The sequence below is a fragment of the Flavobacterium beibuense genome (genome assembly GCF_004151245.1).
Lineage (GTDB): Bacteria > Bacteroidota > Bacteroidia > Flavobacteriales > Flavobacteriaceae > Flavobacterium > Flavobacterium beibuense_A.
This window is the reverse complement of the sequence record NZ_JUIW01000002.1, coordinates 40245-60144: the sequence shown is the minus strand read 5'-3', so window position 1 is coordinate 60144 and position 19900 is coordinate 40245. Positions and strand designations below refer to the sequence as shown.

The following is a 19900-nucleotide window of genomic DNA, read 5'->3' as shown; positions in this document are numbered from 1 at the left end:
GTTGATTGGTTAATTGCTAACAATAATTTTAAATGATTTCTCGTGGTTGGCCGTAGTACACCTTACTATGTACATACCTTCCTGAAGGGTTCCCGGAAGCTGTACCGGTGTAATCCTCTCGCTGGTGTTAGAAGAGTGAACCAGCTTGCCATGAATATCAAAAATATCGATACGCACATTATCCATTTCGGCTGAAGGGAAGTCTAAGGTAACGGTAACCTCGCCTGCTACTTTAGCAGGGTTAGGTATTACCGACATCCTGTAGCTGTGCTCCAGCGTTACATGTCCTATACACGTTTGCAGTACATCGCCGTCAACTATTGTTAACCTCAGGTAGTACTCTGCATCCGGGTCTAACAGGTCGTTGTTGGTCGGGCCTTCAGAATAGTACTGGTGCCTGCCTACCAACTGTCCGTTTTTATACCATTCGTAAGCTACAAATGAATATCCTCCGTTGGTTTGCGGATTGTTGTTCGCTAACAACAGGTTATCAAACTTCTGAACCGCGATATCAAAGAACGGGAACATTTTCTCTACCGTAATGGTATAGGTTTGTGTAGTCGTTCCGTCCTGGGAGGTAACCACAACTTCCTGGTGGTAGATGCCCGGCTGAGGGGTAGCTATGGTAAAGGTATGGCCCGGGGTGATGGCGGCCCCTACTTCGGTTTCAATGGTTACGGTTACTTCATCAGCAGTATCAACACACTGCATCAGGTAATACACTTCGCCGGTTGGGTTTACATATTCGGTATCGCCAATGGTTACCAAATGTAGGCTTGAGTCGCTGCTGGTAATTACCTGCTCCTGTGTTACCGGGACAGCTGGAAGGTAGTTGGAGTCACCATCCTGATGTGCTGTTATCTGCAGCACGCCCGAAGTAAGCATGTCTACCCATCCGTCGGCAGTAACGGTTGCAGGAGTGGTTGGCGCCGTATAGGTGTAGGTATAATACACCGGAAGCCCTGATGTAGCTGTAGCAGTGAGCTGGAAGTCCGGGTCAGCCTCAAGATTTTTAACCGGAGGCGCATCGAAGATTATCTGCTGCTGTGCCTGCTCTATGGTCAGGGTAGCCGTTAGGGTTATCGGGTCACAGTTGGGTGCATCCGGAGCCGGGGTCACCACTGCTGTTACCGTATAAACACCCGTATTAATGGCTGCATTGCCTAAACCGGTATCCGGAGATATAGTGTACGCTACGGTAGCGCCTGCCGGCAGGTTGTCTACCGTTATGGCCTGTGCCGCCGTGTTGTACACTACGGTCTGGCTGGTAAACGTTACTGCGTTAATAGCCGACTCGGTTACAATTACATCCTGCGTCTGGGTGGTAATGTTACCATTGCCGTCGTCATAACTCCAGGTAATAACGTAGTTACCTACTGTGGTGTACAGTAATGGGTCAGTTGTTGTAGCGGTAAGTGCGCCGGCACAGTTGTCGGTAGCTGTTGGTACCGGTATATCGGTAGTAAGCACCTGGCACTGCATTGTAATGGCCAGAAGGTTCGTTACATCGCCCACAGGGGCTGTTGTATCGTCAATTACCACGTTTTGCGTCTGTGTAGCCGTGTTACCGTTCACATCTTCATACGTCCAGGTAATTACCGTAGTACCCTGAAGCGTGATTGGGAATGTTGCGTTATGCGTTACGGTTATGGTACCTATACAGTTGTCGGTAGCGGTTGGTACCGGAACATCGGCCTCGTTAACCACACACTGTGCCGTGATGTCGGCAAGGTTGGCAACGGTTGGCGTTGGGTTAACCGTATCGTTAAATCCTATGGTTAATGTAGCTGTAGCCGTACATCCGTTAGCATCGGTTACCGTTACCGTACGACTGCCTACCGAAAGGTTGGTTACCGCAGCAGTAGTGGCCGAGTTATCCCATGCATAGGTGTATGGTGTTGTACCACCGGCAGCGGTTACCGTAGCGCCACCATCCAGGTTCTCCACACAGGTGGCCGGGAAGTTTTGTACAGCATATGCCGTAAGTACTGCCGGCTGGGTAATGGTTACCGAAGCGGTGGCCGTACAGCCGTTAGCATCGGTTACTGTTACAGTATAGGTACCTGCGGCAAGGCCGGTAGCCGTAGCTGCCGTACCGCCTGATGGTGCCCATGAATAGGTGTAGTTTGTTGTACCGCCTGCAGCCGTTACAGTTGCTGATCCGTTAGAACCACCGTTACAGCTTACATTGGTATTTACTACCGCAGAAGCAGTAAGTAAAGTTGGCTCAGTAATAGTTACCGAAGCAGTAGCCGTACATCCGTTAGCATCGGTTACCGTTACTGTATAAGTTCCTGCTGCAAGGCCGGTAGCCGTGGCTGCAGTACCTCCTGATGGTGCCCATGAATAGGTGTAGTTTGTTGTACCACCCGCTGCTGTTACTGTAGCAGCACCGGTAGTGCCTCCATTACAGCCTACATTGGTTTGTGAACTAATGTTGGCAGTAAGTACGGTAGGTTCCGTTACCGTTACCGAAGCGGTAGCGGTACATCCAAGAGCATCGGTTACTGTTACATCATAGGTTCCGGCTGAAAGCCCTGTCAAATCTTCTGTTACAGCAGTGTTGCTCCATACGTAGGTGTAAGGTGCAGTACCTCCGGTTACAGTTAAATCAACCGTACCATTGCTGCCTCCGTTACAGCTTACATTAGTAGCCACACCACTGGCAGCAAGTACCGCAGGTTCCGTAATAGTTATAGAGGCAGTGGCAGTACATCCGTTAGCATCGGTTACGTTTACAGGATATGTTCCTGCAGCAAGGCCGGGAACGGTTAGTGTTGCATCCGGAACACCGCTGTAGGTTGTTCCGTTTATAGTATACTCAAATGGTGCTGTACCTCCTGTCAGGTTAATCGTCGCCGTACCTGTAGAACCTCCGTTACAGCTCACATTAGTATCAACTACTGTGCCGGCAACCAATAAAGCAGGCTCGGTTATTGTTACAGAAGTGGTAGCAGTACATCCATGAGCATCGGTTACCGTAACATCATACGTTCCTGCCATAAGGCCAGTCATGTCTTCGGTAGTAGCCGAGTTGCTCCACGCAAAGGTATAAGGAGCGGTACCACCATTAACTGTTAGGTCTACCGTACCGTTGCTTCCTCCGTTACAGCCTACATTCGTAACTACACCACTGGCCGTAAGGACTGAAGGCTGGGTTACGGTTGCGTTTACCGTTCCCGTACATCCGTTGGCATCGGTTATCATTACCGAATAATTTCCTACAGGAAGACCTGTCCTGTCTTCGGTAGTTATACCGTCACCCCAGTTAAAGGTATATGGCTCGGTACCACCCAACGGTGTAAGGTTAATGCTGCCATTAGAATCTCCATTACACAAAACATTAGTTACTACCGTATCCCCTGAGACTGTAGACGCCGGTTGTGTAATGGTAAAGTTTACCGATTTCGTACACCCGAACATATCCATTACAGTACAGGTCCATGTACCGGCTGTAAGGCCGGTTACAGTAGTTGTACCATCGCCTGTTGGGTTACCCGGCGTCCAGTTATAGGTATAACCGCCGGCACCTCCGGTAGCAGTGCTTACACTTGCTGAACCTGTAGCTGTGCCATGACAGGCAATATTGGTTTGTGATGCTGGCGTAAGACTTATTGCCGATGGCTGGTTAAGAGTAAAGTTTACCGATTTTGTACATCCGTTAGCATCGGTTACAGTACAGGTCCACGTACCGGCTGTAAGGCCGGTTACAGTTGTTGTACCATCACCTGTGGGGTTACCCGGCGTCCAGTTATAGGTATAACCGCCGGCACCTCCTGTAGCTGCCTTTACACTTGCCGAACCCGTAGCTGTACCATGACATAGAATGTTTACGGTTACCTGCTGGCTTAAGCTTAAAGCAGAAGGCTGGGTAATTGTGGCGGTTGCAGTGGCAGTACAGCCATTGGCATCGGTTATAATAACCGTATAGCTACCGGCTGCCAAATCATTCTGGGTATTGGTAGAAGACGGGCTGTTAAGCAATGATATACCGTTACTCCATGAATAGCTGAACGGAGCATCCCCACCGCTTTGTTGTACCGTAAGTGAACCTGTAGACTCACCGTTACAAGTAACGTTAGTCTGTGAGGTTATGGAAGCCGACATGACACATACCGGCTCTGTAATTGTAACACCTGATGTGGCCGTACAGCCAATAGCATCGGTCACAATCACAGTATAAGTACCTGCGGCAATACTCGTTATTGATGCTGTAGTCGCCGAATTACTCCATAGATAAGTGTATGGCGCCAGTCCTCCGAAGGCACTTACCGTTGCCGAACCATCAGTGCCGCCGATTACCGAAACATTACTGACTACATTTGTCGAGGCAGTAAGTACTGAAGGTTGGCTTACTGTTGCATTTACCGTCCCCGTACATCCGTTGGCATCGGTTATAGTTACTGAATAATTTCCTGCGGCAAGGCCTGTTCTGTCTTCGGTAGTTATACCGCCACCCCAGTTAAAAGTATATGGGCCGGTACCTCCCGATGGTGTAAGATTAATGCTGCCATTTGAACTTCCATTACACAAGACATTAGCTACTATCGTAGTACCCGTTATTGAAGGAACTGTTAATATTGCATCAGTACTGGTTACTGTAGGAGTACAACTTCCTGTAGCGATTAATCGATATTTGTACCCATTCATTGATGATGTTACTCCTGTAATAGCTAAAGAGGTAGTCGTTGTTCCTGAGTAAGGTGCAGTATCTGACATATTGATAAAACCTGAACCTGGATCCACCTGCCATTGGTAATCAGTTGCATTGCTTACAGTAGCGGAAAAAGTGGTATTGCTGCCATTGCAAGTTGTTTGTGATATGGGTTGAACCGTAATCTTTGGTGAAGGGTTTACAGTAATTGTAAATGTTATTGGTGTTCCAAAACAGGAACTGCCACCGTTTATATATCTAGGTGTAACAGTAATTGTAGCTGTAACAGGTGCATTTGTTACGTTAGTTGCCACAAATGCCGGAATATTACCCGTACCCGAAGCAGCCAGCCCAATGGATGGCAAGTTATTTGTCCATAAGTACGTAATTGGTATACCATAGCTTAACTGCACTTTTAGATCTTTTGCCGTGCCTGTACATGGATCTCCAAAATTGGCGTTGGTAGCAGCAAGGCTGAAAGAGTTTTGGCCTACAGCTGCAGCCGATACCAAACTAACGCTATTAGTTGAATGACAAGAGCCTAAAGTAAAATTACCACAACTACCTGTAGCATTTCCATAACTGGCAAACTGTACATTGGTGAAAACAGAACCTGCAGGTGCACTAAGGCTTAATGTGCCCCCTTCGTTCACGCTTCCGCATAGCACTCCTGTAGTATTGCTGCTAAAGTTAATTGTATTTACCGAAGAACCGTTACAAAGCGTTTGATTGTTTACATTATTAACGACAGGAATCGGATTTACATAAACATTCCGTGTCTGAGAAGCCGTAACGGTTCCATTACTGGCCGTAACCGTATAAATACCGGCATTAGCCGCGGTAGCGTTACTTATAGTTGGATTTTGTTGAGAGGAAGTAAAACCATTCGGGCCTGTCCAACTGTAGGTTACCCCACTTGTAAGTCCTCCAAAATTTGACGTAAGATTTAATTCACTTCCGGCGCAAGGCGTATTAGTTGTAGTAAGTAGGGGCAATATTTCCACACTAAAACCCCAATAGCCATTTCCTGAGTTTTGTACCTTTAAAGAAGTAATGCCAGGCTGCGTAATCGTTAAAGTACCACAACCATTTATAAAGTTCCCTCCTGATATTGTGCCTTGCGTGGATCTGCTACCTGCACTACAAGAATTGCCGTAACTGTATGGAGACAGGTTAGCAGTTTGTAAATTGTAAGGATTGCCATTGATAGACACTGCTATATTTTGCGTAGCTGACGGATATTGATCCCAATCCACACCATAAATACGAACACCTGCAATAGGGACATCAAAATTAAAGGTAAAATATCCATTATTTTTTTCTGTCCAGTTTACTCCCCAGCAACCTCCTAACCCAGCAGTTCCTGAATAATTAAAACTAACGTTAACATCCCCTACAGGATAAGTTCCTGAAGCCCCCCATTGTGGGAGGGCATAATAAGGCTGAGCACATAATTGCCCCGTAAAAAGGGTAAAAAATAAAGTTATTAAAATATAAGAGTAGTGTTTTTTCATAGTACTAAATTTATTTAACAGGTAGTAAAGCCCATTGTTCTGCCCAATCGTTATTGGATTTTTCGAAAATTTTTACAGGAGAACCGTCTTCTGTGTTTGCCTCAAATAAGTCAAGTAATGAGTTAGGGGCACTTTTAGGTTCTAAAATGAAATATCCATTTTCCAGTTTAGTTATTTTCCATTTTTGATTATTACCATTGTTTTGCCTTTGTATGATAACATTTGTTCCATTGGCCTGTATGTTTCCTGCTACATCCAGGACGGAATTGGTTGCAGTTTGAATTAGGGTATGTAAGTAGAAATATCCATCCCCTGCATCGGCTAATTTCCAACGTTGATTTAATTGATTATTAGATGTATGAATAATTACTTGTGTTCCATCTGCCTGAATATTTCCTTTCACATCCAGACATTTGTTTAAATCCAATCTTGGTCTAATTTCATATACATTCCCAGGCATTATCGACTCCATGGAAATAAAATTGAAAGGATTACAGGAATAAAGACGATTGATTAATGGAGATTCGGGGAAATCCATTGGGATAATACCAAAACGTGTTTTTTGTTTGTTGTAGAGATATTCAAAAAACAAAGGATTTACTATTTCTGCAATTTCTTTTGGATCCTCATAGAATATATTTCCGCTTGTTCCGCTTGTAAAATTTATAAAGAGTGTATTAGGTAAAGATGAAGATGCCTTTTCTAATGTTGGTTTTACAGCTTCTTTAAATTTATTTTCTATATCTTCTCTTCCTTTCCAATCGTCATATCTGTCCTGAACATAAAAATTTATACCGTCATTTTCGAAACCATTCATTCTATCTTTTGGCCATATGTTATCATCGTCTCCATATAAATTTACCCCAACAGGAAAAGATAAATCTCCAGGAGCCCAAAAACGTCTAAATAGTACTACTTTTCCTCTTACTTTATCTAAGGAAGGAATTTGACCATTTGTGTAAAAATGATACTCTTGTATGGTAGACCAAACAGCATTGTAAAAATATTTTTTATGATTATGATTCTTATACATTTTAGAATCATCTTTTATACACATGATAATCGTTTCAGAAGGGTTTGAATTCAAAAACCTTTGAATAATTGGCATGACATCACCTGCAAAACTAAATCCTGATTCTACTAGCCCATGTGCAATATAAAGGGCATTATCATTATCTATTCCCGGTTTTAGTCTAATATCTAAAAATCGAACACCTTGATTCAATTGATCTTCAATACTTTTGTCCTGACATCTAGAAAGACCGCTAAAGTCTAAAAGATAAGTTCCACTATCATGCGTTCCGGGAATGGTAAGTTCTGTAAGTTTTTTGCTATCTTCAAGATAGCTCATCCATTTTTTTGAAAAGTCATTCATATCGTAAGGCTAGTTTTATTTGTAGGTTTAAAACTATAACTTTACAATCCAAACTTTAAAAAAATGTTCTGAAACACTAATTTTTTGTTCTAAACAGGATCAAATTTTTTTTGAGATTTTAAAAACCTTATCTTCCAGGTATAACTTATCGTTAACAATTTTTGATATATGATAAGGGTTTATTGCCACACTACGGTTAATCCTCTTGAAATATTTGGATGGAAACACTTCTTGTAAATAGGTCATTGTTGTTCTCAGAATCTGATTTTTGCCCGACTTTAGATGTATTTCCACATAAACATGATCAGCTTCAGCAAAGAGAAAATCTTTTGCCTGAAAATAATAAATCTGCTTACCAATTTCAATTTTAAAAATGGCATCCTCATTAGCCAAAGCAAGTTTTATTGCGGTAATCAGGTTTACGCTGTCTACAGGTTTGGAGAGATAAGCAGATGGTCTCAAATTTGTAATTTTTTCAAGAGTAGCTTTATCAGTAAGTGCAGTTGTAAAAATAAATGGGATAGAGATATTAGTATTGATAAAATTTGCTAAATCTAGGCCTGTTTTATCTCCGGAGAGGGAAATATCGATAAGAACAAGATCGAATGACTTATGAGACAAAAGAAGTTTTGCTTCTTCATAATCATGGGCAATCTCGGATAGGAAAACGGTATCCAGCATTTTTTTTAATGAAAATGCAATTAAAACTTCATCCTCTACAATTAATATCCTGCTATTATGCTCTAACATTTGGAAATACTATTTTATAGTTTGATTTTTCTCTTGTACGCTCCCCTTTTAATTGTTTAACCATTCCCTCAATTATTAAAAGGCCCAGAGAGTTATTCTTCTTCTCAATATTGAAAACCGTTCCATTATCACGATAATTTAATTCAATTTTACTGTTGTCCGTTTTTCTGAGTTCTATTTGTAAAACAAGTAAATTATTACATGGTTTGGCATGTTTTATAGAATTTGTGACCAGCTCATTAATAAGTAATCCAAGAGATAGTATTTTGTCAACATTTAAATAAATCAGTTCACTATCATTTATATATTCAAATGTCCTTAAAGAACTCTTTTGATGAGATTCTATGATTTTATTGATATAATTCTGAACATCTATCAAATCATTGTCGTTATGATTCACACTATACGAATAAAACTCATGGGCTATAGTTATTGTCTTAATACGTTGATGCAGATCATCAAATACAGTTTTGTAATTTTTATTTTTTGCCTGATATTTTTGAAAATCGATCAGGCTTAAAATCACTGCCAGATTATTTTTAACGCGGTGATTCAATTCCTGGACCAAAAACTGTTTCTCTTCCACGTTAGCTTTTAGGGTAATATTATTTTGTAAAATTTTTTTCTTTTGACGCTCAATTTTTTTTTTATTTTTCTTAATCTGCCAGGTAAAAAAACCTAAAACAAGAATCAAAATAAAAAGTGTTGTATTCAGTATTTTTGTAGTTCTGATATCTTTCTCAAGCAACTGTTTTTCAGATTTCTCTTTTTCAAAGTCATATTCTATCTCAATCTCCCTGACTTTAAGGTCCCGTTGTTCGCTATTGTATTTTTTATACAAATCTGATGCAATTTTATAGTAGAACAATGCTGAATCCGGCTTGTTTTGTTTTTCTAAAATCTTGCTTTTCATCTTAAAAACATCAGCTTTATAATTCAATACATTTGATTTTGATGAAATTACGATAGCAGAATCAATATAAACATCAGCAATTTTATACTCATCTCTTGAAAAATAATAATAACTCAAATTGTTATACATTGAACTAATTGCCTCATAGTGATTTAATTTTTTGTATAAATAAAGTGCTCGATTATAGTGTCTTAGTTCTGAATCTGAATCTCTTTTTCGATTACCTAGCCCTAAGATAAGCTCAACAACCGGCATATTTACTTTATCGTTTACAGAGTCGGCATATTTTTTTGCCTGAAGTGCTACTGCATATGCTTTTTTTGAAAAACCATTCACTCTGTAATACGACGATTTCCTGATAAGAAAATTGGTGTAGTTTTTAAACTTGAATTCGGGATGCTTAAAAAATATCGTTTCAGCTTTGCCTAACTCCAGTAAACAGGATTCACTATTGTCATTAATTTCAAAAATAAGGGCTCTTTCTACGTGTATTTTTAGTTTTTGTTCCTCTGTAATTTTAGGATTAGTAATGAGATTCTGAGAAAGTTTAAAAGCTTCATCATAAAGACCAAATTCTGTTAGAATCTTTGTTTTCATGATGTCTAAATCGTTTCTTTCTACGCCAAAATAATTTTCCCTGTTTTCATTAATGATAGTCAAAGCTTTTTTGAAATCAGAATATATTATCTTCTGTTCAAGGTCTTCCTTCAAAAGTTTAAAAGAGCTTTGACCAGAACAAAAAAAAGTCAGAAGAATTAAAAAAAAACTGAAATAAACTCTTACCATTTAACAAAAATAAAATAAAAACCCATATTATGATTTAGCTAAGTTAATATGGTTTCTTAGATTCAAATATAGGACCTCTACCGAGTCTCTGAATTAAAAATGTTCTGAATCAGTATTTATTTGTTCTGAATGGGATGTCCGAAATAAATAATTCTTTTAATACTTGGTGAATATTGAAATTTTGAATTTTGGAAGAAAAGAAAGGAATTAGCGACAGTGGCCTCAGGGAAGCCTCTCGAATCCGGTTATAAACTTCTTTACTATATCATCACCAGTAAGCAACAGGTGACACCGGCTGGTTAAGTGATAGTACACGTATCTGAAGTCCGAAACTTCCGGTCTTTTTCGCTTATCGCTACGGTCGTGTTAAATTCAAACTGATTGTTATTATAATCCTATCACAAAACTTGATTATATATAATATATTATCTATTATTACATATTTTCACTATATTTGTATAATATATTATCCATTTATGTCAAAATACAGCGTTACAAAAACACCTGCGACCGTAATGAAGGAACTTGCTGCAAAGGCACAACAATTACGTAAAAAAAACGGTATTTCACAACTTGAACTATCGAAACGTTCGGGCGTGTCTTTCGGTAGCCTGAAACGTTTTGAAACATCAGGGCAAATCTCGCTGGAGTCGCTTTTGAAATTAGCTTATTTTTTTAATCGCCTTGAGGATTTTACCCCGGTATTTCAGATTGACGAAAGCCTGGAAAGAGTGGAAAAATTATTCAGCAATAAGACACGATAAAAAATGGTACCGATCCAAAAGATTACCGTTTCCATCGATTTTGGGAATGAAGAGCTTCAGGTAGGTGAACTGATACAACAAGGAAGGAGCATTTTCTTTAAATACTATACCGGTTTTATACAGTCCGGTATTGAAATATCGCCTTTCCACCTGCCATTGGGTGATAAAATTTTCGAAGCTCCCGCACAGCCCTTTGAAGGCCTATTCGGCGTTTTTTATGACTCCCTGCCTGATGGCTGGGGGCGTTTGCTTTTGGACAGGACCCTGACAGCGAAAGGCATGCTCCTACAGGATGTAACCGCATTACAACGCCTGGCTTACGTGGGCTTGAAAGGCATGGGCGCATTGACCTACCGCCCCCAGATCGAAACTTCAGCACAGGAAATAATGCAGGTCGAACTGGATGCCATATCCAAAGAGATGAATGCTGTATTGCAGGGATCAAGCTCATCGATTATTGACGAACTGTACGAAATGGGAGGATCATCGGGAGGTGCACGTCCTAAAATACTTGTCGGATACAATCCCAAAACAGACCATTTGATCCACGGCGTGGACTCTTTGCCAGAATCCTACGAGCATTGGCTCATAAAGTTTCCTTCCTCGAATGACCGGCAGGATATTGCGCAAATAGAATATGCCTACCATAAAATGGCAGTGGCTGCCGGAATTTCGATGGCCGACTGCAGGCTATTCAGCTCCGCATCAGACCATAAGTTTTTCGGCACGAAAAGATTTGACCGCGAGGGCGACGGAAGATTTCATCTGCATTCCGCTGCCGCCATGCTCAACGACAACTTCAGGTACAGCAACATGGATTACGGCAATCTTATGGATGCCGCATTCAGGTTGGAACGCAATGTATCCGGACTTGAAAAGGTGCTGCGTATAGCAGCATTTAACGTGTTTTCACATAACCGTGATGACCATAGCAAGAACATCTCCTATCTGATGGATTCCAAAGGGAACTGGCAGCTTGCACCGGCTTATGACCTAACCTACTCCAATTCCTCCCACGGCATGCACAGTACCGCTATAGCCAATGAGAGTGCCAATCCAACAAGAAGGCACTTAAGGGAATTGGCCTCCGAGTTCGGCATGAGAAACGCAGCACCAATTGTGGAGCAGGTAGCTGATGCTGTATCGCAATGGAAATTTTTTGCCAAAGATGCAGGTGTTTCAAAGGAATCAACTGAACTTATTGACAAAAGAATCCAAAAACAGATTCTATAGGCTGGCTGTTTTGATTGCCAACTGTGCCACGTCATCAAAATTAAAATCATCCATAGTCTATGACTAATTTTGTTTTCCATAAGGTAATTAATTTGTACCTCACAAAATTAATTGATTTTAAGACCTGCCAAAAATTAGCAAATTAGCTCTTTTTCAATCAAAAATATTTACATTTGTGTTCTAACCAGCAGCCCTTCGCTGGTATGTCTTTGAAAGTCAAACAAATGGTTTGTTTGTGATATTTGTCGATATTTGGATAAAAACTGTATCCGTATTGTACCTCACCACCCTGAAATTTAGCAACATAAAGACTTGCTAATTTCTGCATCGGAAAATAACGTATTTTTCTGAATAAAATTAATCAACATTAAACCGTTGACTTTAAGACGTTAAGTAAAATTCAAAAAACTATTATTCATTTTTTTGTAACATATGAAAAAGTAAAGGTTATCCCCGAATACCATTGAATCTTAATGAGTTTATTATATTAACAGATTAAGAAGAATTGGCTGATCATTAAGATATTCAACCAAAAAACCTTTTTGCCTCATATTAGCATTAAGTATTTCAAAGTCATTCCTACTCTTCAGTTCGATACCAACTACCGCAGTGCCTTTTTCTTTAGAATTTTTCTTTAGGTATTCAAAATAGGTAATATCATCTTCAGGACCCAGAACATTTATAACGAATTCCTTTAAGGCTCCCGGCCTTTGGGGAAATTTTACCAGATAATAATGTTTTAACCCTGCATATAGAAGAGCTTTTTCCTTAATCTCCTCCATACGGGTAATATCGTTATTACTGCCGCTGATAACACATACTACGTTTTTATCCTTAATCTCTTCCATATATGTTGCTAAAGCCGATACAGATAGGGCTCCTGCAGGTTCGGCAACGATAGCATCTTTATTATAAAGTGATAATATCACTTCACATATTCTGCCCTCATCTACTGTAGCAATATCATAAAGGGCATCATGACAGATATCAAAAGTAAGGTTACCCACTTTTTGTACAGCAGCACCATCTACAAAACGACTTATCTTATCAAGATGTACAGGCTTGTTATTTGCCATTGCCTGCTTCATACTGGCAGCCCCGACAGGTTCTACACCAATAATCTTTGTTTTGGGAGAAAGTACCTGAAATACCATACAAACACCCGCTGCCAAGCCGCCTCCTCCCACAGGTACAAACAAATAGTCTATTGGCTGTGTGGCTTGTTCTAATATCTCAAGTGCAACTGTAGCCTGTCCTTCAATAATTGAAAAATCATCAAACGGATGGATAAACACCGCTCCCTTTTCATTACAAAAGCTCAGGGCAGCTTCCTTGGCATCATCAAAGGTATCTCCAAACAATACAACGTTGATATACTCGCCTCCAAACATTTTAACCTGTTCCAGTTTTTGACCCGGTGTAGGCACAGGCATAAAAATAGTACCTGAAACTTTCATCTTATTGCAGGCGAGAGCTACTCCCTGAGCATGGTTACCCGCACTGGCGCAAACCACTCCTTTCTCAAGTTCGCTTTTGGTAAGGGTAGCCATTTTATTATAGGCTCCCCTTATCTTATACGACCGAACCTGCTGCAAGTCTTCACGCTTAAAACTGATATTGGCATTATACTGTGAAGATGTGGTTCTGTTGTGCTGTAATGGTGTTTTAGTCACAACATTACTTAATCTTTGAGCAGCTTCTTTAATACTCTCCAGTGTGGGTAAATAGGTTTTGGTCTTCATATTGGCATTAGTTATTTTCAGGTCTTAGGCTACGTACCGTTTTACCTGCCTGCCACATTTCACTTTCACGCAATTCCTGCAACTCCTCTTCAAGTTTTACCCTGTAATCAGGCTTACTGTTACTGTCTATGGAAAGTTGAGCTTCGTTACCTGCTGCTACACTATTGTACAATTCTTCAAACAAAGGAGAAGTTACATCGCGAAAACGTTTCCACCAATCCAGTGCACCTCGCTGTGCAGTAGTACTACAGTTGGCATACATCCAATCCATACCGTTTTCGGCAACCAGAGGCATTAGCGACTGTGTTAGTTCTTCTACCGTTTCATTAAATGCTTCTGACGGACTGTGTCCTTTTTTGCGCAATACGTCATACTGTGCAGCAAAAATACCCTGTATGGCTCCCATAAGCGTACCTCTCTCTCCGGCAAGGTCACTGTATACCTCTTTTTTAAAGTCGGTTTCAAAAAGATAACCGCTACCTATGGCAATACCAAGAGCTACCACCCTGTCCCATGCCCTACCGGTTGCATCCTGATAAATGGCAAAACTGCTGTTTAATCCCCGATCCTGTAAAAACATACGTCGTAATGAGGTTCCCGATCCTTTTGGAGCTACTAAAAACACATCCACATCCGGAGGGGGTACAATACCGGTACGGTCGTTAAACGTAATACCAAAACCATGGGAAAAATAAAGCGCTTTACCCGGTGTTAAGTGTTCCTTTACTTTAGGCCAGTACTCTATCTGGGCCGCATCGCTTAATAAATAACATATTATTGTTCCCCTTTTAAGAGCCTCTTCTATTTCAAAAAGGGTTTCACCCGGTACAAAGCCATCAGCTACTGCCTTGTCCCATGATTTGGAGTTTTTACGCTGTCCTACAATCACATTAATACCATTATCTTTTTGATTGAGAGCCTGCCCCGGTCCCTGTACCCCATAGCCAATAACTGCTATTACTTCGTCTTTTAATACTTCCTGAGCTTTTGATAATGAGAATTCCTGTCTTGTTACTACATTCTCTTCTACTCCTCCAAAATTTAATTTTGCCATATTTATTTTGTTTTATTTTAGTTTGGTTATTATTTTAAAGCGTAAACACGCCATCACGTTGATCTAAAAATTCATTTTCCACTACCGGTTCAGACGGTTCTGCCGCTTCAAATTCCAATAGTGCCTTGTGCAGCCCGTGACTGCTTTTAATGATTGCTATACGCGCACTGCGTACAAACTCAATAAGCCCCCAGGGTTCAAGAGCCTGTGCAAGAGCATTTATCTCTTCCCGTTGTCCTGTGGTTTCAAATACCGTATAATCGTTACGTATTACTACCGTATTAGCACCATACTGACGTAACAGCCTTTCTACCTTAACCTGCTCTGCTATTATTTTGGTAGGCACTTTATACATAGCCATTTCCTGCCAAACCAGTTCATCGTCAGTATTATAAAAAGCCTTGAGCACATCAACCTGCTTTTCTATCTGTTTGGTAATTTTTTGCACTACCTCTTCAGTTTCAGTAATAACTATGGTAAACCTGTGAATAGTTTCTACCTCAGTAGGTCCGGCGTTAATACTCCCGATGTTTATTTTTCGTCTTGAAAAAATTATGGCAATACGGTTTATGAGTCCTATATGGTCCTCGGTATAAACCGTTATTGTAAATTCCTGTTTCATAATTTTATTATTAATTACATTTCATCACGACTCAATACAATATCTGACACACTCTTACCCTGAGGTACCATTGGAAATACATTATTCTCCTTACCCACCATTACTTCCAGCAGATAACTTCCTTCATGCTCCAGCATTGTTTTCAGGGCACCATTCAAATTGCTTCGCTTATTAACCGATTGCCCCGGTATACCATAGCCTTTTGCAACCTGTACAAAATCAGGACTCTGGATGTCAACAAAAGAGTATCGCTTTTCATGAAATAACTGCTGCCATTGGCGTACCATCCCTAAAAAGCAATTGTTTAGTATCAGTATTTTTACATTAGGCTTAAATTGCATAATGGTACCCAGCTCCTGTATGGTCATTTGCACACCGCCATCACCTATTACAGCAACAACAGTACGCGAAGTGTCGCCATAGGCAGCACCAATTGCTGCGGGAAGGGCAAACCCCATGGTGCCAAGCCCCCCACTTGTTATATTGCTTTTAGAATGTTGATATTTTGCATAACGACACGCAACCATTTGATGCTGACCAACATCAGTCACTATAATAGCCTCACCATTTGTAAGCTCATTAAGGTGATTAATTACCTCTGCCATTGTGAGAACTTCTTCTACAGGAAACATCTCACCCTGTATTACTTTTAGATTTTCCTTTTCAGCACAATCCTTAAACTTTTGAAGCCATTCCTTATGCTCTTTTTTATTGATTAGAGCAGTAAGTGCCGGCAACGTCTCCTTACAATCACCCCATACAGGAACATCGGTTTTTACATTTTTATCTATCTCTGCCGGATCAATATCCATATGAATAATTTTTGCCTGTTTAGCATACATATCCAGCCTGCCGGTTACCCGGTCGTCAAAACGCATCCCAATAGCTATAAGTAAATCACATTCGTTTGTGAGCAAATTAGGACCATAGTTACCGTGCATACCTACCATCCCCACTCCTAAAGGATGACTGGTAGGTATAGCGCTCATGCCCAGTATTGTCCATGCCGAAGGGATACCTGCTTTCTCTATAAAAGCTGTAAATTCTTTTTCTGCATTGCCCAGTAATACTCCCTGCCCAAACACTACCAAAGGTTTCTTAGCCGAATTGATAAGTACTGCCGCTGCCTCAATATATTCTGCTCTTGGGATTGGCTTCGGTCTGTAACTTCTTATATAATTACACGGAGTATAACCACGATAATCCGTTTTTTGGAGTTGGGCATTTTTTGTAATATCTATAAGCACAGGACCAGGACGCCCTGAACCAGCTATATGAAAAGCTTTTGCCAGTACTGATGGAAGCTCATCCGCATCAGTAACCTGATAATTCCATTTGGTAACCGGAGTGGTAATATTAATAACATCAGTTTCCTGAAAAGCATCTGTACCCAGCAAATGGGCAAATACCTGCCCTGTAATACACACCAGCGGAGTGCTGTCTATTAAGGCATCGGCAAGACCTGTAACCAAATTAGTCGCTCCCGGCCCGCTGGTTGCAAACACAATACCTGTTTTACCCGATACCCTTGCATATCCCTGTGCTGCATGTATGGCACCCTGTTCATGACGTACAAGTATATGCTCCAGCCTGTCGGTATAATCATAAAGAGCATCATAGATAGGCATAATGGCACCACCCGGATAACCAAAAATGGTTTTTACTCCTTCGTGTAAAAATGCTTCCAGTACAATCTGGCTACCGCTAAGCTGTTGTACCAATTGTGTTTTATCTGAAGCTTTTTGCTTATTTTCCTCAAAGGTTCGTTCCATAACATTTATTTTAAGCCTCATCTGTAACACAGCCCTCAGCCGCCGATGATACCGTTAAGGCATATTTATACAGTAATCCTTTTTTAACCTTAAATTCTGGCTTTATCCAGACCTTTTTTCTCTCATCAATAACCTTCTCACTCACTTTAAGGTTAATGGTATTGTTTACGGCATCTATTTCAATTATATCATCGTCTTGAACAAGAGCTATTAGTCCGCCCTCAAAGGCTTCAGGTGTAATATGTCCTACTACAAAACCATGTGTCCCTCCGCTAAAGCGACCATCCGTTATCAGGGCAACACTATTACCCAATCCGGCGCCTATAAGTGCACTGGTAGGCTTTAACATCTCCGGCATGCCGGGAGCTCCTTTAGGTCCTTCATTTCGGATAACTATTACATCTCCAGCTTTAACTTTTCCGTTTGCTATGCCTTCAATAAGTTTCTTTTCACCATCAAAAACACGGGCAGGACCGGTAAAGCGTTCACCTTCCTTTCCTGTTATTTTTGCCACACTGCCTTTGCTGGCAAGGTTACCATAAAGGATTCTTAAGTGTCCGATTTGTTTTATGGGATTAGATAAAGGCCTTATGATTTTTTGTTTTTCAAAATCAAGTCCTTTTACATTTTCAAGGTTTTGTGCTACGGTTTTACCTGTTACAGTAAGGCAGTCACCGTGAAGAAGCCCTTCCTGAAGAAGGTATTTCATTACGGCTGGGATACCGCCATGATTATGAAGATCCTGCATAAGGTACTTACCGCTTGGTTTAAAGTCAGCCAGCATAGGTGTCTTATCACTCATTTTCTGGAAATCATCCTGAGTTAAATGTACGCCTACACTTTTTGCCATAGCAATAAAATGCAATACCGCATTTGTGCTGCCTCCCAAAACGACTACAATACGTATAGCATTTTCAAAAGCTTTACGGGTCATTATATCGCTTGGTTTGATATCTTTTTCCAGTAGTAGTTTGAGATATTTACCTGCTTCAAGACATTCCTGTTTTTTTTGAGGACTCAAAGCCGGGTTGGATGAAGAATAAGGCAGACTCATACCAAGCGCCTCTATAGCCGAAGCCATTGTATTTGCAGTATACATACCTCCACAGGCACCTGCTCCGGGGCAGGCATTACGTATTATGCCCTGATAATCTTCTTCAGGCATATTACCTGCTATTTTTTGACCCAATGCCTCAAAAGCCGAAACAATATTGAGGTCTTCCCCTTTATAACACCCCGGAGCGATAGTACCGCCATACACCATTAAAGACGGGCGGTTAAGCCTGCCCATTGCAATTATACTTCCGGGCATGTTTTTATCACAGCCTGGAATAGTTATCAGTCCGTCATAATACTGAGCTCCGCAGATGGCCTCAATACTATCAGCAATAACATCACGGCTTACCAGTGAATACCGCATGCCATCGGTGCCATTACTCATTCCGTCACTAACTCCTATAGTATTGAAAACCAATCCTGCAAGTCCTTCTTGCCAAGTTCCTTTTTTCACAGCCTGTGCCAGCTCGTTAAGATGCATATTACAGGTATTGCCATCATAGCCCATACTCGCAATCCCCACCTGAGCTTTGTTCATGTCGTCATCGGTAAAGCCTATGCCATACAGCATTGCTTTTGCTGCCGGTTGTGTATCGTCCTGAGTAAAAATCCTCGAAAACTTATTTATATCCATTTGAGTTATTTTAACTGCAGTTTAAATTCTTCCAGCTCCTTACCTACTACAAGATTTCGATAGGCTTTTTGCACTTTAGCGCTTAGTGTATCTTCCCAGTTTTTTGCAAACGGTACATCGTCTAAAGACTCTAAGGCTACGATCTCGGCTGCTGTGCCGCAAAAAAAACCTGCGTCGGCACCGCGCATTTCATCTGGTGTGAAAAGTTTTTCCTTATACGGAATACCAAGCTCCCTGCATATTTCAAAAACCGTGGCACGTGTAATTCCCGGAAGTATGCTTCCTTTTTCCGGTGTGTACAATACACCCTCTTTTTCATAGAAAACATTGGCACCCGAACTTTCGGCCACATACCCTTTTGCATCGAGTACAAGAGCTTCATCATACCCTGAATCTTTTGCATCCTGACAGGCAAGTATAGAGTTTACATAATGTCCGCTTACTTTTGCCTCAACGTGAAAAGCTCTTGGGTTTGGCCTTTGGTAAGGTGATGTTTTTATACGCATCTTGTTTGCCAGATAACCATTATTCCATTCCCAGGCTTCAATGGTAAGGTAACTTTTTTGTCCTTTGGAAAGTCCCATATTGGGAGAGCAGATAAGCAACGGACGTATATAAGCATCACTTAGCCCGTTTAGCTCTAACACTTTATAAGTGAGCTCCGTTAACTGTTCAGTAGTGTAATCAAAAGGCATGTGCATTACCTGTGCCGATTTTCGCAGGCGGTCATAATGCTCTTTAACTTTAAAAATTTGGATACCGTTTTCGGTTTTGTACGATTTAATACCCTCAAAAACAGCATATCCATAGTGTAAGGACTGTCCGTACAAATCGATTCTTGCTTCCGTAGCTTTCACGAAGTTTCCGTTAAAGTAAATAACTGTGTTATTGTCGTAGTACATATTATGGTTTTAAAATGAGCAAAAAAAAGCCCTTCTCATTTTGTGAGAAGGGCTGAAAGGTTTATTGTACAGGTTATGCCTTCCTTCTCACAAGCGTAAGGGAATAATGATAATAATAATGATAATGAC

The 19900-nt window shown here is 40.8% G+C and carries 12 protein-coding genes; 2 read left to right on the top strand and 10 right to left on the bottom strand.

What is annotated here, in order from left to right; all coding sequences use genetic code 11:
* Positions 1 to 9 precede the first annotated feature (9 nt).
* The 4 genes from NU09_RS02355 to NU09_RS02340 all read right to left on the bottom strand — a co-directional run bounded on the left by NU09_RS02355 (position 10) and on the right by NU09_RS02340 (position 9917).
* Entirely contained in the window at positions 10 to 6168 is a 6159-nt protein-coding gene (locus tag NU09_RS02355) for a T9SS type A sorting domain-containing protein (RefSeq protein ID WP_129749654.1), read from the bottom strand.
* A 10-nt stretch (positions 6169 to 6178) separates the two neighbouring features.
* Entirely contained in the window at positions 6179 to 7543 is a 1365-nt protein-coding gene (locus NU09_RS02350; protein ID WP_129749653.1) for a phosphatidylinositol-specific phospholipase C domain-containing protein, read from the bottom strand.
* Between the two features lie 99 nt (positions 7544 to 7642).
* Positions 7643 to 8293: a response regulator transcription factor gene (locus NU09_RS02345; RefSeq protein WP_129749652.1), complete on the bottom strand. Its 651-nt coding sequence runs from the start codon at positions 8291 to 8293 to the stop codon at positions 7643 to 7645.
* Complete coding sequence (locus tag NU09_RS02340) at positions 8280 to 9917, bottom strand: sensor histidine kinase (protein ID WP_165357645.1); 1638 nt, start codon at positions 9915 to 9917, stop codon at positions 8280 to 8282. The genes NU09_RS02345 and NU09_RS02340 overlap by 14 nt, the downstream gene beginning before the upstream one ends.
* A 551-nt stretch (positions 9918 to 10468) precedes the next feature.
* On the opposite strand from NU09_RS02340, the gene NU09_RS02335 reads away from it, so the two are divergent.
* Together NU09_RS02335 and NU09_RS02330 are read left to right on the top strand one after the other, a co-directional pair.
* A complete protein-coding gene (locus tag NU09_RS02335) occupies positions 10469 to 10756 on the top strand; it encodes a helix-turn-helix domain-containing protein (RefSeq protein WP_129749650.1) in 288 nt (95 codons plus the stop codon).
* A gap of 3 nt (positions 10757 to 10759) precedes the next feature.
* Complete coding sequence (locus tag NU09_RS02330) at positions 10760 to 11989, top strand: type II toxin-antitoxin system HipA family toxin (RefSeq protein WP_129749649.1); 1230 nt, start codon at positions 10760 to 10762, stop codon at positions 11987 to 11989.
* A 482-nt stretch (positions 11990 to 12471) separates the two neighbouring features.
* Here NU09_RS02330 and ilvA read toward each other — a convergent pair whose 3' ends face one another.
* From ilvA to NU09_RS02300, 6 genes are read right to left on the bottom strand one after another with little or no spacing between them, the layout of a single operon-like run.
* On the bottom strand, positions 12472 to 13731 hold the full coding sequence (gene ilvA / locus NU09_RS02325; RefSeq protein WP_129749648.1) for a threonine ammonia-lyase IlvA: 1260 nt from the start codon (positions 13729 to 13731) through the stop codon (positions 12472 to 12474).
* 7 nt (positions 13732 to 13738) lie between these two features.
* Positions 13739 to 14785 (bottom strand): ketol-acid reductoisomerase, encoded by a 1047-nt coding sequence (gene ilvC / locus NU09_RS02320; protein ID WP_129749647.1) that lies wholly within the window; start codon positions 14783 to 14785, stop codon positions 13739 to 13741.
* Positions 14786 to 14819: 34 nt separating this feature from the next.
* Positions 14820 to 15407, bottom strand: a complete 588-nt coding sequence (ilvN, locus tag NU09_RS02315; protein WP_207209745.1) for an acetolactate synthase small subunit — start codon at positions 15405 to 15407, stop codon at positions 14820 to 14822.
* A gap of 14 nt (positions 15408 to 15421) precedes the next feature.
* Positions 15422 to 17179, bottom strand: a complete 1758-nt coding sequence (gene ilvB, locus NU09_RS02310) for a biosynthetic-type acetolactate synthase large subunit (protein WP_129749645.1) — start codon at positions 17177 to 17179, stop codon at positions 15422 to 15424.
* Positions 17180 to 17189: 10 nt separating this feature from the next.
* The gene (ilvD, locus tag NU09_RS02305) at positions 17190 to 18869 is read right to left on the bottom strand and encodes a dihydroxy-acid dehydratase (protein WP_129749644.1); all 1680 of its coding nucleotides are present in this window, start codon (positions 18867 to 18869) and stop codon (positions 17190 to 17192) included.
* Between the two features lie 5 nt (positions 18870 to 18874).
* Complete coding sequence (locus NU09_RS02300) at positions 18875 to 19771, bottom strand: branched-chain amino acid transaminase (protein WP_129749643.1); 897 nt, start codon at positions 19769 to 19771, stop codon at positions 18875 to 18877.
* Between the last annotated feature and the right edge of the window lie 129 nt (positions 19772 to 19900).

Excerpts from the sequence above, each read along its gene's own strand:
- NU09_RS02355 (WP_129749654.1), bottom strand. The coding sequence starts at position 6,168 with ATGAAAAAACACTACTCTTATATTTTAATAACTTTATTTTTTACCCTT.
- NU09_RS02350 (WP_129749653.1), bottom strand. The coding sequence starts at position 7,543 with ATGAATGACTTTTCAAAAAAATGGATGAGCTATCTTGAAGATAGCAAA.
- NU09_RS02345 (WP_129749652.1), bottom strand. The coding sequence starts at position 8,293 with ATGTTAGAGCATAATAGCAGGATATTAATTGTAGAGGATGAAGTTTTA.
- NU09_RS02335 (WP_129749650.1), top strand. The coding sequence starts at position 10,469 with ATGTCAAAATACAGCGTTACAAAAACACCTGCGACCGTAATGAAGGAA.
- NU09_RS02330 (WP_129749649.1), top strand. The coding sequence starts at position 10,760 with ATGGTACCGATCCAAAAGATTACCGTTTCCATCGATTTTGGGAATGAA.
- ilvA (WP_129749648.1), bottom strand. The coding sequence starts at position 13,731 with ATGAAGACCAAAACCTATTTACCCACACTGGAGAGTATTAAAGAAGCT.
- ilvC (WP_129749647.1), bottom strand. The coding sequence starts at position 14,785 with ATGGCAAAATTAAATTTTGGAGGAGTAGAAGAGAATGTAGTAACAAGA.
- ilvN (WP_207209745.1), bottom strand. The coding sequence starts at position 15,407 with ATGAAACAGGAATTTACAATAACGGTTTATACCGAGGACCATATAGGA.
- ilvB (WP_129749645.1), bottom strand. The coding sequence starts at position 17,179 with ATGGAACGAACCTTTGAGGAAAATAAGCAAAAAGCTTCAGATAAAACA.
- ilvD (WP_129749644.1), bottom strand. The coding sequence starts at position 18,869 with ATGGATATAAATAAGTTTTCGAGGATTTTTACTCAGGACGATACACAA.
- NU09_RS02300 (WP_129749643.1), bottom strand. The coding sequence starts at position 19,771 with ATGTACTACGACAATAACACAGTTATTTACTTTAACGGAAACTTCGTG.